The sequence below is a fragment of the Ideonella aquatica genome, from assembly GCF_018069755.1.
Classification (GTDB): domain Bacteria; phylum Pseudomonadota; class Gammaproteobacteria; order Burkholderiales; family Burkholderiaceae_C; genus Ideonella; species Ideonella aquatica.
Genome location: NZ_JAGQDE010000011.1, coordinates 61,707 through 77,038 on the forward strand (window position 1 = coordinate 61,707; position 15,332 = coordinate 77,038).

The window sequence follows — 15,332 nt, forward strand, 5'->3', positions numbered from 1 at the left end:
GGGTCAGTCCTGGTGTTCGCGGATCGTCGCCAGGGTCAGGCGGGTGATCACGAAGGCCATGAAGGCCAGGGCCATCACGGTGAACAGGTTGTAGAGGCGGCGCGGGTAGAGCGCTTCCTGGGGCAGCGTGGGCGGCTCGATGACCACCACGGTCTTGAGCTTGCGCGTGGTGTCCAGCCGGGCGTGCTCGTAGGCCATCAACGAGGCCTTGTGGGCTTCCTCGGCAAAGACCGCCGTGGACAGCAGCTCCTGGAACTTGATGTTCAGCGTCGGCAGCTGGGCACTGTCGACGCTGGCGCCGGTGCTGCGTTGGCGCTCGGCGTCAAGCTGGGCGCGCGTGGCGGCCAGTTGCGAGCGCAGCGCACGCACCTGGAAGGAGTCGTCCTGCATGATGGCCAGCGCGGCGCGCAGCTCGGCCTCCTGCTGCGCCAGCTTGGCCTGCAGGCCGGCGGTCAGGGAGCTGGCCGCCGCCGCCTGAGAGCCGGGGTCGAGCAGCTTGTAAGTGGTCTGGAAGGCGGCGACCTGCTGCTTGGCTTCCTCGAGGCGCTTGCGCGAGCTCTGCAGCTCGCCCTCGGCAAAGCGCATCTTCTCGCGCGCGATGCGGTGCGAGTACTCGTTGATGAAGGCTTCGCTCTCCTGCAGGATGCCCTGCGACAGCGCCTGGGCAAAGCGCGGCTCGAAGCCCTGCACGTCGACGGTGAGCAGGCCGGAGTAGTCGTCGCGGGTGATCTCGACGCGGTTGCGGTAGAACTCGAGGAAGGACTCCTGCGTGGTCCAGCTCCAGACGCGGTAGATCGGATCCAGGCCGGAGCGGCTGTAGTGCTCGCGCAGCTTGAGGCGGGCGTCGAGCTTGTTCAGCAGATCCATCGAGAGGATGTAGTTCTGCAGGTAGAAGGTGTCGCTCAGCGAGGTGGCTGCCACGCCGCCGCCCAGCAGCATCGACGCGGCACCGGCCAGCCCGCCGCTGCCGCCGGAGCTGCTGCCCTCGCCGGTGTCCTTGACGCCGACCACGGCGTGGCTGACGTAGCGGTCGGCGGCCAGGCCGAAGTAGTAGACGGTACCCAGCGCCGTCGGCAGCACCAGCGTCAGCAGGGCGACGACGCGCGGGTTGAGGATCTTGAGGATGTTCATCAGCGAGGTGTCGCGGCGGGCGACTTCATGTTCTGGTAGACCTTCAGGCCTTCGGCGACGTCCTCGTAGAGCGTGGCGGCGCCGCCCTCGAGCACGACGACCACGTCGCAGAGGTCCTGGATGTCCTTGATGTTGTGCGACACCAGGATCAGGTTGGCGCGGCTGACCCGCTCCTTGAAGGCGGCATGGGCCTTCTTGCGGAAGATCGGGTCGCCCGCGGCCATGCCCTCGTCGACCAGGTAGTAGTCGAAGGCGAAAGCCATGCTCAGGCCGAAGCTGACCCGCCCGCGCATGCCCGAGGACAGGGTCTTGAGCGGCATGTCGAAGAAGCGGCCGATCTCGGCGAACTCCTCGACGAAGCGCACGCGCTCGCGCATGGCCTCGCCGTGCGCGCCATAGACGCGGCAGACAAAGCGCACGTTGTCACGCGCACTGAGCGAGCCCTGGAAGCCCGAGCCGAAGCCCACCGGCCAGGAGATGCTGTTGTTGGTGCGGACCTCGCCGCTGTCGGGCGTGTCCAGACCGCCCATCAGCCGCATCAGCGTCGACTTGCCGGCGCCGTTGCGTCCCATCAGGCCGATGCTGACACCGTCCGGGAACGTGAAGTTCAGGTCGCGAAAGACGTAGTAGCGCCCCTGCGGGGTGGGGTAGTACTTGGTCAGGTTGACGAGCTCGATCATCCGACGCTCACGAGGCAATCAGCTGGCGGTGGCGCCAGCGGTACAGCATCAGCGCCAGCGTGACGGCGCAAATCGTCCACATGCTCGGGTACAGGATGTTGGCGCCCTGCAGCGGCCGGTAGGAAGGCAGGTAGGCCACGCGCGACATCTCGACCAGGTGCAGCAGCGGGTTGTAGAGCAGCAGCTGGATGACCTCGGGCGGCAGCTGGTCCAGGCGGAAGATCACGCCGGAGAGGATCATGATCGGCATGGTCAGCACCGAGGTGACCGCGTCCAGCCGCGGCGCCACATCCAGCAGCACCGCGAAGATGATGCCCAGCGCCAGCCCGAACAGCACGAACTGGCTCAGCACGCCCATGAAGGCCAGGATGTCGTGCGGAACCATCGGGCCGTAGCCCATGCGGGCCAGCAGCAGCGCGGTCATCAGGAAGATGGCGATCTCCAGCACCACGTACAGCGCCGTGCGGGCGACGAAGGCATCCATCGGCTTGACCTGCTTGAAGCCGAACAGGCCTCGGTTGGCCGAGGCCGCATGACTGAGGCGGTTCCAAAGCGCGCGGAACATGCGAAAGCCGGTGGCGCCGGCCAGCAGGAAGACGATGAAGTCGTAGCCGTCGCGCGAGATGCGGCCGCGGATGGCGGTGTTCATCCACAGGAACATCAGCAGCTCGGCGATCGGCTCGGCAAACATCCAGAACACGCCGGTCCAGTGGCCGCCAAAGCGCGTCTTGAGCTCGCGCATCATCAGCGCGAAAACCACGGCGCGCTGGATCTGCCAGGGCGAGCGCCGCTTCAGGACCTGGTCGACCGCCGACAGGCTCATGCGCAGGCCCTCCGGCGCAGGACAGGCTGGGCGCGGCAGGCCGCCGGTAACGATGGAACGATCACCCCGCCAGTGTAGCGGGGCAGGCTGCTGCGCCACCGCATCATGCGCCCCCCTGGGCACGCACCGGCTCGGCGCCCGGCGCCAGCTCGGGCGCGCGCGCCGAGCCCAGCAGCAAGCGGGCCAGTTCCTCATGGCGATCGGCCAGCGCCAGCGGCAGCACCAGGTGGTGCGGGTCGTGCTGGCGGGCGCGGTCGGCCTGGGCACCCAGGTCGAACACCGCCACGCGCCGGCCGCTGTGCAGTGCGCCGGACAGCACGTAGCAGTAGGTCTCGGGCCAGACCGAGGGCACCAGGATCAGGTGCGGGTCGGCCTGGTGGATGCGCTCGCCCAGCTCGTTGTCGAAGTAGCGGCCCAGCAGGCGCACGCCCTGGCTGGCCAGCTCGCCGTCGTTCATCGAGTAGCCCAGCAGCGACAGCTCCAGCGGCAGCTGGGCCTGGCGTGCGGCCCGGGCCAGGCCCAGCACCACGTCGAAGCCCTTGATGCGGCTGATCGCGCCGATGACCATCACCCGCACCGACTGGCCGGCCGGCACCAGCGGCGAGGCCGAGACGCGCGGCGGCGGCTCGTCCTCGTGCGGCTCGACCTCGGGTGTCAGGCCGGGCATCAGGCGCACCATGCGCCGCGCGACGTCCTCGGAGGGCACCACCAGCTGGTCGGCCACCGACAGCAGATGGGCATGGCGGCTGCGCCAGGCGTCGATCGGGCCGGTCTGGCTGATCATCTGGTCGGCACTCAGGCAGCGGTTGCAGGCCTCGGCGTCGGCGTCGCCGCAGTAGCGGCCCTCGGCGTTGATCAGGTTCACGCGCGGGCAGACGCTGTAGTAGTCGTGTACCGCCACCCGCAGCGACAGCGCGCGGGCGGCGGCGATCTCGGTCAGGCGCTCGGCGGTGCGCGGCGCGAAGTCGATCAGGTGGTGGACGTGGATCTCGTTGAGGCCCAGCTCCTCGACCGCCTCGTCGAACAGGCCGCCCGGGGCCAGCGACAGCGCGGCCAGGTTGTGCAGGCCGTACAGGCCGGGGTGGACCAGGGCCACCGCGTCGGCCTGCGGTGAGGGGCGCAGCTCGAACACGCCCGAGCCTTCGGCCAGCAGGCGCTGCGACTCTTCCAGCAGGTGGCGCTCGGTGCCGCCGCCGCGGCTGTGGCAGACCAGCAGCACATTGCGGTCGCGCCGCAGGCGCTTCAGGCGCGCCAGGTCCAGGCGCGCGCGGTAGGGCAGCGCGGGGTCGGCGGCAATGTGGCGGGCGACCTGCTGGTTGTAATCGGGGTAGAGCCGCTCGAGCGTGCGGATCGCACGGGCGGTGCGCTGCGCCGCCTCGCCCTTGAAGCTGACCGAGCCGACGTGGCGCACATAGATGTCGCAGGCGATGGCATTGGTCCAGCCGCGCTGCAGCATGCGCTGGCAGAGGTCGTTTTCCTCGCCGTAGCCGCGGCCGAAGCGGCGCTCGTCGAGCAGGCCGACGTCGCGCAGCGCCGCGCGGCGCAGGTACATGCAAAAACCCACGCCGGTGGGGGCGGTGACATGGCGCAGGCGGTTGACCTCGGCCGCCAGGCGGTCGATCTCGTCGTGCGGCAGCTCCAGCGGCAGGCGGTTGTCGCCCAGGGTCTCGGGGTAGCTGCAGATGGTGGCGTTGTTCGACAGCGGCGTGATGCTGCCCAGGCGCGGGTAGGCGCGGGCGTGGGCCAGCAGGCGGTCGAGCCAGTCGTTGTAGACCTCGGTGTCGCTGTTGAGGATGACCACATCGCGCAGCCGGTGCATGCGCAGGCCCTTGTTGACGGTGCCGACGAAGCCCAGGTTGGCGCGATTGACCTCCAGCGTGATCAGACCGCGGCCGGCCAGCGTGCGCAGCATGGCCGAGAGTTCAGGCAGCGGGCTGGCGTCATTGATGACCACCACCTCGTGCGGCGTGCGCACCGGCGTGGTCAGCACGGTGTAGAGGCAGCGCAGGGTTTCCTGCAGGCCGCCGTAGACCGGCACCAGCACATCGACCTGGGGCGCCGCCGGCCACTGGCGCGGCTGCACCGCCTGCCACAGCTCGGGGTCCAGCATGTCGCGGTCCTGCAGGCTGTCCTGGCGGCGCAGCGGCACCGGCGCCGGCACCCGCGCGGAGCGCTCCTGCGCGTTGGCCTGCACGTGGCGCGCGATGGCATCGGTGGCGAACAGCGCCAGCGCGTTGCCCTTGACCACCCGCAGCTCGGGTTGGCTGGCCAGCAGACGGCGAATGTCCACGCCGGGCAGCGGGTTGCGGCCCTCGCGCCAGCCCCAGCGCACGAAATGGCGCAGCGGCTCGATGCCTGACTGGGCCACATCGGGGTTGCAGCGCAGGTAGTACTCGGCGTCGAACCAGGGCGACGGCGACAGGCCCTGGAAACGGCCGATCAGGCCGTAGTGCAGCAGGCGGTTGATGCCCTGGCGGTCGCTGCACTGGGCGTCATAGTGGCGCACATCGAGCAGCGGGCTGGGCGACAGGCCGGCAGCGTCGCCGCGCAGCACATAGTGGCGCAGCGGCTTCATGCCGCCCAGCTCGGCGGCGTCCACCTGCGACAGGTAGAACGGGGTGTCGAACAGGCCCATGCCGCGGGTGAGCTCGGCCTCGAAGCGCACCAGCGAGTTCGAGCGGCCCACCGCCCGCCCAAGCGAGCGCAGCAGGCGGATGCTTTGCAGCATCACCCGCGCATCCAAGGCGCGCTTGGGCACCTCGATCAACGCTCACCCCGCCATCCGCTCAACGTGACACCTCAAAGACCTGCCGCGGCCGCGGCCCCGGTACCCTGTGGGGCCCCGAGTCCGGGGAATGTAGCAAAGCGGTCTGTTTAGACTCCCCCTAAAGTGGGTAGACAGACGCCACTATTCCTGCTTTCCATGCGGATTCTGTTCATCCACCAGAACTTCCCGGGCCAATTCCGCCATTTGGCGCCCACGCTGGCGGCGGCCGGGCACGAGGTGCATGCCTTGTGCGTGCAGCGCTGCGAGCCACTGCCGGGCGTACACATCCACCGTTACCGGGTCGGCCGGCCCGACGGTCTGCCGCTGCCGCACACGCTGCTGCGCGACGCCGAAACCAAGGTGCTGCGCGGCGAGGCCTGCGCCCGGGCGATGCTGGCGCTGTCGCGCCGCGGCTGGGTGCCCGACCTGGTCATCGCCCACCCGGGCTGGGGCGAGGCGCTGTTCGTGAAGGACATCTTCCCGCGCGCCCGGCTGATCTGCCTGATGGAGTTCTATTACGGCAGCGAGGGCGCGGACGTGGGCTTCGACCCCGAGTTCGACCGCGTGGGCATTGACGAGCGGGTCAAGCTGCGCATGCGCAACACCGCCTTGAGCGAAGCACTGTTGCAGATGGACCACGGTGTGGTGCCCACCGCCTGGCAGGCCAGCCGGATGCCGGCGGCGTTCGCCGCCAAGCTGAGCGTGGTCTTTGACGGCATCGACACCCAGGCCATTGCGCCCGACCCGCAGGCCCGCTTTCAATGGCCTGCCCTGGGGCTGGACCTGGGCCCGGGTGACCGGGTGCTGAGCTTCGTGAACCGCAACCTGGAGCCCTACCGCGGCTACCACCGCTTCATGCGCGCCCTGCCCCGGCTGCAGCGCCTGGTGCCTGACGCGCAGGTGGTGATCGTGGGTGGCGACGGCGTCAGCTACGGCGCCGCGGCGCCCGCCGGCCGCACCTGGAAGCAGCACTTCCTGGCCGAGGTGCAGGATCAGCTGGACCTGTCGCGGGTGCACTTCACCGGCCTGTTGCCGCGCGCCGCGCTGACCCGGCTGCTGCAGGTGGCGCGCGCCCATGTCTACCTGACCTACCCCTTTGTGCTGAGCTGGAGCTGCCTGGAGGCAATGAGCGTGGGCGGCCATGTGATCGGCAGCCGGACCGCGCCGGTGCAGGACTTCATCGAGGACGGTGTCAACGGCAGCCTGGTGGACTTCTTCGACACCGACGCCTTGGCCGACACCGCGGCGCGCGTGCTGCAGGCCCCACCGCAGGCCGATGCCGCGCTGCGCGCCGCCGCGCGGCGCACGGTGGTGGAGCGCTGCGATCTGCGCAGCGTCTGCCTGCCGCAGTGGCAGCGGGTGATCGAGCAGGTCTGCGGCTGAGGTCCGGGCTCAGCGCAGACCCTGGGCGCGCCAGCGGGCGACCAGAGCGGCCTCCGCCGACCAGTCGTGGCGGCGGCCGGGCCGCGCCGCCGGCTGGGCCAGGTGGTAGCGACCACCGGCGGCGACACCCTCGCCGATGCCCAGGGCCGACACACCCTGCCAGCCGCCCGGCAAGCTGCCCAGCCAGGCCAGCATCAGCAGGCCGGCACTGGGGGGCGCCTGCAGGGACTGGACCGCCGAGCGCCAGACCGGCAGCGGCACCGTCAGCACCGGCACGCCGGCCTGCCGCAGGCGCTCGGCCAGCGGCCAGCGGGTCAGGCGAAAACGCGGGTCCGGTCCGCTGACCACGGCCCAGCGCAGCCCGGCCGGCAGGGGCGCGTCCTGCACATCCGGAGCCAGCACCCACACATCACAGCGCCCGCCTACATCCAGCGCATGGGCACCAGCGCCCTGCCAGTGGTTGAAGCGCCAGACAGCGGCCGAGGCGTCGATCTGCGCGCCCAGGCGGCGGCCGGCCAGCGTGGCGGCATTGCCCACCAGCGCATGGCCGCCGGCCCGCTGGGCCTGCACCCAGGCCAAAAACGCGGCGCGGGCTTCGGCATCGGCCAGCGGCTGGGGTCGGCCCAGCTGTTCGGCCGCACCAGGCGGCAGGTCGGCAGCCCCGTCCACCACCGCGGCGGGCAGTGTGGGCAGCAGCGCGGGGACCACCTCGGCCAGCAGGCCCAGCGCCCGCGCGCGCCGCGCGGGCGGCAGCGCCGCCAGGCCCTGCACCAGCGGGGCCACCCAGCGCTGCGGCAAGGGCCGACCCAGGTCGCGCCGCAGCTCGGCGGCGGCCAGCAGGTGGTGCCCACCGCCGACGGCCTGGGCATTGGCCAGGGCGAGCAGCGACCGGTGATAGCGACCCTGCCTGCGCCTGAGCGCGGCCAGGATCCGGGACGCCCAGCACCTCAAAACGTCATCCGAGGCCAAGCACTCGCTTGCGTCTGGGTGCCTGGGCCTCGCCAACGGGAACACCGTTGGACGCCATCAATGCATTCAGACCTTGAACGGCAGTGAGGACCGAGGCGGCACGCCAGGAGAGGCTGGACGCCAGTGCCGACGGGAACGCACTGGCGAAACCCGCCAGCGCCTCGGCGGTGACCAGATGGTGGCGTCGCGCGAACTCGGCCAGCGCAGGCGCGACAAGCAGCGTGTTGGCAGCACCATCGACCCGGGCGCCAAAGTCACCGGGCGAAGGCGTGATGGAGGGGTCAGCGTGAATCTTCAATTCGGCACCCGGATGACGTTCTGACAGATCCGAACGATGCAGCGGTGTCCAGGGCGCAAGCGCCCGGATAACAGGGCCCGCTCAAGCCTAGTTCACCGGCCGGGCCCAGTCTGCCCCTAGAGCCAGCACACTTCCCACAGCCGCGCATCGACGTAGTCCCAACTGACCTGCCCGTAACCCGGCTCGGGTCCGAAGGCGGCGGCCGCCCCACCCCCAGCGGGTCCGGGCAACTGCTGGCCAAAGTCGGCCCCCCAGGAATTGCGGATGATGAACCAGCCGTTCCCCGAGGGCTCGTCCGGATCCGGCTCGAACCCGACAACGCAGACCGCATGCCCACCGATGACGATGGACGACAGCGGCGGCTGCGCGACGATACCCCACTCGTAGAGACCCGGCACATTCCAATTGTTGAACTGGGTATCCATCGGATCGGCGTACACCGGCAGCCCGATCGCGACAGGCCCGCGCAGGAGTTGCTTGTACAGCCCCAGCGCGGTCGCATTGCGTCGGACCCCGCCGCCGGCATGGACTTGGGCGGACGCCTGTGCGACCGCCAACGGTGGTGGTGGACCGTGGTCGACGGAACCCGCCTGAATGTTGCCGTCATAGGGCCAGTCCGCCTCCTTGCAGATCCCTCGCGACTGGAGGCCCTGCAGGGCGAAAGCATGTTGCGTGCCATCGCCAGGGTCGCCATCGGCCTGCTTGGCGCTCCAGAACACGAACTGCTCAGAGTAGTCGGTGGGCGCGCCACCGCGGTGGACGCGTTGTTCCCAGGCCGCGACCAGGGCATGGGCGACACAGGTACCGCGGTCGCCCTGGTCTCGCACCGGCCAGCCTTGCCTGCGCAGGGCGGTGTGGTGGTCGATGGGCCGAAGGGATGCGGCAGTGCCTGCGCCGGGCGCCCCGGGCCCGCTGTGCGGCTGCCCCATCGCCGGGAACGCCCCTGAGGGCGCCGATGCCCCCAGCGGCCCAATGGCCCGGGGATGGCCCAAGCGACTGGTGACCGTGTTGCGAAACGACAGCGCGGTATCCCGCGCCGCGATGAAGGAAATTCTGGAAACATCGCCTCGAGGCAAGGTGCGGCTGAGCAAACCCGTGAAATGGCAGCACAGCGCGTACAACTCGGCGGCACTGCGCGGACCCAGGGCGATCAGGACGCCGAACTCTGCCTCGCCAATGGCTCCCTCGCTCAAGAGCCCGTTGAGATAGGCTGTCATGGTGCGTCGCCTCCCGGTCGCGCTGTGTTCCGGCGTACAGGGTCGCCGGGGGGTGTGTCTGGTTGCCCTGGTGTCCGGGGCCCCGCCTTACCGCGCCAGAGTATGTTCCTGCACCAATGGCGCCGCAAGGCGGGACATCCCAGTGCCTGCGGCAAAGACCAGACGCCCTCCGGCGCTCACCGCCCCACCCCCAGCGCGCTGACCACGAAGCGGCGCCAGTCGGCGGCGATGCGCTCGCCGTCGGCCTGCGCCAGCACGCGTTGGCGCAAGCCGTGCGACGCGGCGGCCAGGCGCGCCGGATCGGCCATCAGCGCCTGCACCGCGTCGGCCCAGTCCTGCGGCCGCTCGACCGTGACCAGGCCGGGACCGGCGAAGCGCCCGGCATCGGGCAGCGGCGAGGCCAGCACGGGCACGTTCCACCAGCCCGCCTCGATCAGCTTGAGGGCCGACTTGCAGCGGTTGAAGCGCGTGGGCTGCAGCGGCAGCAGGGCCAGCGCCACCTGGCGCAGGGCGTCGGTGTAGCCGTTGTCGAAGGGCAGGCGCGGCAGGCGGCGCAGGCGCGCGGGCGCGAGGTCCACCTGAAAATCACCGCGCCCCACCAGCTGCAGCCGCCAGGCGGGCTGGCCGCGCAGCGCCTGGGCCAGGCCGGGCGCGGCCTCGGCCAGGTCGCGGTCGTGGCTGTGGGTGCCGCTGAAGTAGCCGATCGCCGGCCCGGCCGGATCGGTCGGCCAGGGCGTGGCGGGCAGGCCGCACCAGGCCGGCGGCACGGCGTTGGGAATGCAGGCCACCGGGCGCGCCAGGCCATCGTGGGCCAGCACGGTGTGCAGTTCCTCGGCCAGCGCCTGGGTGGCCACGGTGAAACCGTCCACCTGGGCCAGCACCGCGCGGTGGGCCCGGTAGCGGCGCGCCATCTCGGCCTCGGGCAGGCGGCGGTTGAGCACCGCGGGGCTCTCGGGCGCCAGCGCGGGCTCGAACACCAGGTCGTCAAAGTCGGCCAGCACCGGCACGCCAGCGCGGCGCCACGCGGCCAGGCGCTGTCGCAGCCAGAAGCCGTCGGCCGGGCGGTGCAGCAGCACCAGGTCGGGCCGCCAGGGCAGCGGCGCCAGGCCATGGCCCAGGTGCACGCGGTGGCCGCGCGCCTGCAGGGCCTGCGCCAGGTGGGCGATGCGGTAGCGCCAGGAGCCGTCGTCCACCGTGCGGGTGCGCTCCCCCCCCACCGCCAGAAAGGCCAGCGACCAGGGTCGGGCAGGCGCAGGGCGGGCGGCGGGGGTGGGCGTCACCCCTCAAGTATCGGGCAGGGCCCGGCGGTACTGGATGGCCTCGGCCACCGCGGGCACGTCGATCTGGGCCTGGTCGGCCAGGTCGGCGATGGTGCGCGCCACGCGCAGCACCCGGTGCAGGCCGCGGCCCGACCAGCCCAGGCGGCTGGCGGCCGATTCCAGCAGGGTGCGCGCCGCCGGCGCCAGCGGCGCGTGGGACTGCAGGCGCGGGCCGGCCAGCCAGGCGTTGGGCAGCTCGCCCTGGCGCGCGTGGGCGCGCGCGGCGGCGGCCGCCACGCGCTCGGCCACCACCGCGCTGGGCTCGCCGGGTGCGGCGGCCAGCAGCTCGGCGGGCGTGAGCGCCGGCACCTCGACCTGCATGTCGATGCGGTCGAGCAGCGGGCCCGACAGCCGGCGCTGGTAGCGCGCCACCGCCTCGGGCGTGCAGCGGCAGGCCATGGGGCCGCCATCAGGCGTGCCCAGCCAGCCGCAGGGGCAGGGGTTCATCGCCGCGACCAGCTGGAAGCGCGCCGGGAAGCGCGCCTGCCGCGCCGCGCGCGAGATCGTGATGTGGCCGTTCTCCAGCGGCTCGCGCAGGGCCTCGAGCGCGCTGCGCGGAAACTCGGGCAGCTCGTCCAGGAACAGCACGCCGCCATGCGCCAGCGAGATCTCGCCCGGCCGCGGCGGGCTGCCGCCGCCGACCAGGGCCGCCGAGCTGGCCGAGTGGTGCGGCGCGCGCCAGGGCCGCTGGCGCCATCCGGCGGCATCGAAACCGCTGGCCGCCAGGCCTTGCAGCGCGGCGCTCTCCAGCGCCTCGGCGCGGGTCATCGGTGGCAGCAGGCCCGGCAGGCGCTGCGCCAGCATCGACTTGCCGGTGCCGGGCGGACCCACCAGCAGCAGGCTGTGGCCGCCAGCCGCAGCAATCTCCAGCGCGCGCCGCGCCGCCGCCTGGCCGCGCACCTCGGCCAGATCAGGCACGGCGGCGGGAGGCACTGGCGCGCGCGGCTGGGCCGCGGGCAAGGCTTCGGCCGCCTGGGGCAGCAGCGCCGCGACCACCTCGGACAGGTGGCGCGCGGCGCGCACGTCCAGGCCGTCGACCAGGGCCGCCTCGGCCGCGCTGTCAGCGGGCAGCACCAGGGTGCGGCCCTCGCCGTCGCGCTGCGCCGCCAGGGCCAGCGCCAGCGCGCCGCGCACCGGGCGCAGCTCGCCCGCCAGCGACAGCTCGCCGGCCAGCTCCAGCCGCGCCAGCCGGGCCTCGTCGAGCAGGCCCTGGGCGGCCAGCAGGCCCACCGCGATCGGCAGATCGAAGCGGCCCGACTCCTTGGGCAGATCGGCCGGCGCCAGGTTGACCGTGACGCGGCGGTTGTGCGGGAAGTCGTAGCCGCACTGCTGCAGCGCGGCGCGCACGCGCTCGCGCGCCTCCTTGACTTCCGTGTCGGCCAGACCGACCAGCGTGAAGCTGGGCAGGCCGTTGGCCAGATGCACCTCGACCCGCACTTCGGGCGCGCGCAAGCCGTCCAGCGCGCGGCTGAAGACCACTGCCAATGACATTCCAGGACCTCCCCTGGGGGCCTGGCGGCCCCGTGCGCCCCATCGATGGGCAAAGCCGATACATCGCCGGCCGATACGCCCCATTGTGCCGCGCCAACGCGCCGGGACCAAGCCCGCCGCACCACACTGGTGCACCACAACGGTGCCACGCCAGGGCTGAGCCCGGCGGGCACGCATGGCACGGAAGCTGCAGAAAGCCTGCCGATCACTTGGATCTGTCCATCCCACCTCTGGAGTCACTCCCACATGAACAAGTCGCTCATCGCCCTCGCCGCCAGCCTGCTGCTGACCGCCCTGCCCACGGTCAGCCAGGCCGAAGAAGCCAGCCCGCTGTCCTTCAACGTCAGCCTGACCAGCGACTACCGCTACCGCGGCATCTCGCAAACCCGTGTGAAGCCGGCGCTGCAAGGCGGCCTGGACTTCGCCGGCCCGAACGGCCTGTACCTGGGCGCCTGGGCCTCGACCATCAAGTGGGTCAAGGACGGCGGCGGTGATGCCAGCGTCGAAATCGACGTGTACGGCGGCTGGAAGGGCGAGGTCTCGGCCGGCCTGACGCTGGACGTGGGCGCGCTGACCTACATCTACCCGAGCAACAACCTGAACCCCAGCGCCAACACCACCGAGATCTACGGCGCCCTGAGCTACGGCCCGGCCACGCTGAAGTACTCGCACAGCGTGACCAACCTGTTCGGCTTCCCCAACAGCAAGAACAGCGGCTACGTGGACCTGAGCGCCGGCTTCGACCTGGGCGACGGCCTGATGCTGACCCCGCACGTGGGCTACCAGAAGGTCGCGCACCTGAGCGCCGCCAGCTACACCGACTACTCGCTGACGCTGAGCAAGACCTTCGGCATGTGGACGCCGTCGATCGCCGTGGTCAACACCGACACCGACGCCTACGTCTCGCCGGTCGGCAACAAGGACCTGGGCAAGTCCGGCGTGGTCCTGGCCGTGAAGGCCGCTTTCTGACGCCCTGCCACACACAAGGAGCCCAGCCATGAAGATGGTCACCGCGATTGTCAAGCCCTTCAAGCTCGACGAAGTCCGCGAAGCCCTGAGCGCGATCGGCGTGCAAGGCATCACTGTCACCGAAGTCAAGGGCTTCGGCCGCCAGAAGGGCCACACCGAGCTCTACCGCGGCGCCGAGTACGTCGTCGACTTCCTGCCCAAGGTCAAGATCGAGGCGGCGATTGACGACGCCCTCGTCGACCGCGTCATCGAGGCCATCGAGGGCTCGGCCCGCACCGGCAAGATCGGCGACGGCAAGATCTTCGTCTCGCCGCTGGAACAGGTCGTACGCATCCGCACCGGCGAGACCGGCAAGGACGCCCTCTGACACCGAAAGACCCACCAGAGACACGCACATCATGAAGAAGTTGATTGCCTCCCTCGCCCTGGGCCTCGCGGCCTGGGGCTTCGCGGGCGCCGTCCTGGCCCAGGACGCCGCCTCTGCGCCTGCCGCTGCTGCCTCCGTGGCGGCGGCGGTGGCCGATGCCGCCTCGGCGGCGGCGCCGGCTGCTGAGGCCGCCTCCGCCCCCGCGGAAGCCGCCTCGGCCGCCGCAGCCCCCGTCATCAACAAGGGCGACACCGCCTGGATGATGGTCTCCACCCTGCTGGTCATCCTGATGACCGTGCCCGGCCTGGCGCTGTTCTACGGCGGCCTGGTGCGCAGCAAGAACATGCTGTCGGTGCTGATGCAGGTGATGGTCACGTTCTCGCTGATCGTCGTGCTGTGGGCCGTCTACGGCTACAGCCTGGCCTTCACCGAGGGCAATGCCTTCTTCGGCGGCTTTGACCGGCTGTTCATGAAGGGCGTCTGGGACAACGTCGCGGGCACCTTCACGCCGGCGGCCACCTTCAGCAAGGGCGTCTACATCCCCGAGATCGTCTTTGCCGCCTTCCAGGCCACCTTCGCCGGCATCACCTGCGCGCTGATCGTGGGCGCCTTCGCCGAGCGCGCCAAGTTCTCGGCGGTGCTGCTGTTCATGGTGATCTGGTTCACCTTCAGCTACGCCCCGATCGCCCACATGGTGTGGTACTGGATGGGTCCGGACGCCTACACCGGCGCCGAAGTGGTCGACGCGATGAACGCCAAGGCCGGCTTCATCTGGCAGATGGGTGCGCTGGACTTTGCCGGCGGCACCGTGGTGCACATCAACGCCGCCGTGGCGGGCCTGGTGGGTGCCTACATGATCGGCAAGCGCGTGGGCTACGGCAAGGAATCGATGGCGCCGCACAGCCTGACGCTGACCATGGTCGGTGCCTCGCTGCTGTGGGTGGGCTGGTTCGGCTTCAACGCCGGCTCCGCCCTGGAAGCCAACGGCTTTGCTGCCCTGGCCTTCATCAACACCTTCGTCGCCACCGCCGCTGCGGTGCTGGGCTGGAGCGTGGGTGAAGCGCTGCACAAGGGCAAGGCCTCGATGCTGGGCGCTGCCTCCGGTGCCGTCGCCGGCCTGGTGGCGATCACCCCGGCCGCCGGCAACGTCGGCATCGGCGGTGCGCTGGTGATCGGTGCGATCTCGGGCTTCGCCGGCCTGTGGGGCGTGTCGGGCCTGAAGAAGATGCTGGGCGCCGACGACTCGCTGGACGTGTTCGGCGTGCACGGTGTCTGCGGCATCCTGGGTGCGCTGCTGACCGGCGTCTTCAACTCGCCCAACCTGGGCGGCCCGAGCGCGGTGGGCGACTGGGTGACGGTGGGCATGATCGCCCCGGACGCCTACAGCATCGCCAGCCAGGTCTGGGTGCAGGCCAAGGCCGTGGCGATCACGGTGGTCTGGTCGGGCGTGGTGTCGCTGATCGCCTACAAGGTGGTCGACATGGTGATCGGCCTGCGCGTGACCGAAGAAGAGGAACGCGAGGGTCTGGACATCACGACCCACGGCGAAACCGCCTACAACAAGTGATGAGACCGGGCCGGGGAGCGCCAGCAGGCGCCCCCCGGCCCCTGAACAGTTCGGAGCGAGTTCGGGGCCACGGCGACGTGGCCCCGTTTTTTTTGCGCCATGGCCCGCAAAGCCGCGCCTAGCAACATTTTCAGCTGTGCGCAAGCGCGCGATCAGTGGGGTGGGCGCCGCGACGGCTGGGCCTATAGTTCGGCGCCTGGCCTCCGAAGTAGCTATCACAATCGGCGGTGTCGTGTGCAGTCGTCCCTGGCCGCCTGCGCGTCTTTCGCGCATGCTCACGACTCTTACAGACTTCAGGAAGCCACCATGCCAATGCGAGCCACTGTCACGCGGAAAGCCCGCCTTGCCCAC

13 protein-coding genes are annotated in these 15,332 nt (G+C 70.8%); 4 read left to right on the forward strand and 9 right to left on the reverse strand.

All coding sequences use genetic code 11. The features are described from left to right. Nucleotides 1–3 precede the first annotated feature (3 nt). The 4 genes from KAK06_RS13420 to KAK06_RS13435 all read right to left on the reverse strand — a co-directional run bounded on the left by KAK06_RS13420 (nucleotide 4) and on the right by KAK06_RS13435 (nucleotide 5,392). Nucleotides 4–1,131, reverse strand: a complete 1,128-nt coding sequence (locus KAK06_RS13420) for a KpsE/RkpR family capsule polysaccharide export protein (protein WP_210802628.1) — start codon at nucleotides 1,129–1,131, stop codon at nucleotides 4–6. Next, a complete protein-coding gene (locus tag KAK06_RS13425; RefSeq protein ID WP_210802629.1) occupies nucleotides 1,131–1,811 on the reverse strand; it encodes an ABC transporter ATP-binding protein in 681 nt (226 codons plus the stop codon). The genes KAK06_RS13420 and KAK06_RS13425 overlap by 1 nt, the downstream gene beginning before the upstream one ends. 7 nt (nucleotides 1,812–1,818) lie before the next feature. Further along, the gene (locus KAK06_RS13430) at nucleotides 1,819–2,634 is read right to left on the reverse strand and encodes an ABC transporter permease (RefSeq protein ID WP_210802630.1); all 816 of its coding nucleotides are present in this window, start codon (nucleotides 2,632–2,634) and stop codon (nucleotides 1,819–1,821) included. Nucleotides 2,635–2,737: 103 nt separating this feature from the next. Beyond that, entirely contained in the window at nucleotides 2,738–5,392 is a 2,655-nt protein-coding gene (locus KAK06_RS13435) for a glycosyltransferase (RefSeq protein WP_310741092.1), read from the reverse strand. 165 nt (nucleotides 5,393–5,557) lie between these two features. On the opposite strand from KAK06_RS13435, the gene KAK06_RS13440 reads away from it, so the two are divergent. Then, nucleotides 5,558–6,784, forward strand: a complete 1,227-nt coding sequence (locus tag KAK06_RS13440) for a glycosyltransferase (protein ID WP_210802632.1) — start codon at nucleotides 5,558–5,560, stop codon at nucleotides 6,782–6,784. Between the two features lie 9 nt (nucleotides 6,785–6,793). Here KAK06_RS13440 and KAK06_RS13445 read toward each other — a convergent pair whose 3' ends face one another. The 5 genes from KAK06_RS13445 to KAK06_RS13465 form a co-directional block, all read right to left on the reverse strand. Beyond that, complete coding sequence (locus tag KAK06_RS13445) at nucleotides 6,794–7,735, reverse strand: glycosyltransferase family 29 protein (protein ID WP_210802633.1); 942 nt, start codon at nucleotides 7,733–7,735, stop codon at nucleotides 6,794–6,796. A gap of 4 nt (nucleotides 7,736–7,739) precedes the next feature. Further along, complete coding sequence (locus KAK06_RS13450) at nucleotides 7,740–8,051, reverse strand: hypothetical protein (RefSeq protein ID WP_210802634.1); 312 nt, start codon at nucleotides 8,049–8,051, stop codon at nucleotides 7,740–7,742. Between the two features lie 116 nt (nucleotides 8,052–8,167). Then, entirely contained in the window at nucleotides 8,168–9,268 is a 1,101-nt protein-coding gene (locus KAK06_RS13455; RefSeq protein WP_210802635.1) for a C1 family peptidase, read from the reverse strand. A 176-nt stretch (nucleotides 9,269–9,444) separates the two neighbouring features. Next, entirely contained in the window at nucleotides 9,445–10,548 is a 1,104-nt protein-coding gene (locus tag KAK06_RS13460; RefSeq protein WP_210802636.1) for a glycosyltransferase family protein, read from the reverse strand. 3 nt (nucleotides 10,549–10,551) lie between these two features. Further along, nucleotides 10,552–12,078, reverse strand: a complete 1,527-nt coding sequence (locus tag KAK06_RS13465) for a YifB family Mg chelatase-like AAA ATPase (protein ID WP_210802637.1) — start codon at nucleotides 12,076–12,078, stop codon at nucleotides 10,552–10,554. A gap of 246 nt (nucleotides 12,079–12,324) precedes the next feature. Here KAK06_RS13465 and KAK06_RS13470 point away from each other — a divergent pair, with 246 nt between their 5' ends. Genes KAK06_RS13470 through KAK06_RS13480 form a run of 3 tightly spaced genes read left to right on the forward strand, consistent with a single transcriptional unit; the run spans nucleotide 12,325 to nucleotide 14,981 of the window. Continuing rightward, complete coding sequence (locus KAK06_RS13470) at nucleotides 12,325–13,047, forward strand: TorF family putative porin (RefSeq protein ID WP_210802638.1); 723 nt, start codon at nucleotides 12,325–12,327, stop codon at nucleotides 13,045–13,047. A gap of 28 nt (nucleotides 13,048–13,075) precedes the next feature. Next, complete coding sequence (locus tag KAK06_RS13475; protein WP_210802639.1) at nucleotides 13,076–13,414, forward strand: P-II family nitrogen regulator; 339 nt, start codon at nucleotides 13,076–13,078, stop codon at nucleotides 13,412–13,414. A 31-nt stretch (nucleotides 13,415–13,445) separates the two neighbouring features. After that, complete coding sequence (locus KAK06_RS13480; protein ID WP_247652845.1) at nucleotides 13,446–14,981, forward strand: ammonium transporter; 1,536 nt, start codon at nucleotides 13,446–13,448, stop codon at nucleotides 14,979–14,981. Nucleotides 14,982–15,332: the final 351 nt, after the last annotated feature.

Bases quoted from the DNA above. Each gene is read 5' to 3' on its own strand.
- KAK06_RS13420 (WP_210802628.1), bottom strand. From the start codon at position 1,131: ATGAACATCCTCAAGATCCTCAACCCGCGCGTCGTCGCCCTGCTGACG.
- KAK06_RS13425 (WP_210802629.1), bottom strand. From the start codon at position 1,811: ATGATCGAGCTCGTCAACCTGACCAAGTACTACCCCACCCCGCAGGGG.
- KAK06_RS13430 (WP_210802630.1), bottom strand. From the start codon at position 2,634: ATGAGCCTGTCGGCGGTCGACCAGGTCCTGAAGCGGCGCTCGCCCTGG.
- KAK06_RS13440 (WP_210802632.1), top strand. From the start codon at position 5,558: ATGCGGATTCTGTTCATCCACCAGAACTTCCCGGGCCAATTCCGCCAT.
- KAK06_RS13455 (WP_210802635.1), bottom strand. From the start codon at position 9,268: ATGACAGCCTATCTCAACGGGCTCTTGAGCGAGGGAGCCATTGGCGAG.
- KAK06_RS13465 (WP_210802637.1), bottom strand. From the start codon at position 12,078: ATGTCATTGGCAGTGGTCTTCAGCCGCGCGCTGGACGGCTTGCGCGCG.
- KAK06_RS13470 (WP_210802638.1), top strand. From the start codon at position 12,325: ATGAACAAGTCGCTCATCGCCCTCGCCGCCAGCCTGCTGCTGACCGCC.
- KAK06_RS13475 (WP_210802639.1), top strand. From the start codon at position 13,076: ATGAAGATGGTCACCGCGATTGTCAAGCCCTTCAAGCTCGACGAAGTC.
- KAK06_RS13480 (WP_247652845.1), top strand. From the start codon at position 13,446: ATGAAGAAGTTGATTGCCTCCCTCGCCCTGGGCCTCGCGGCCTGGGGC.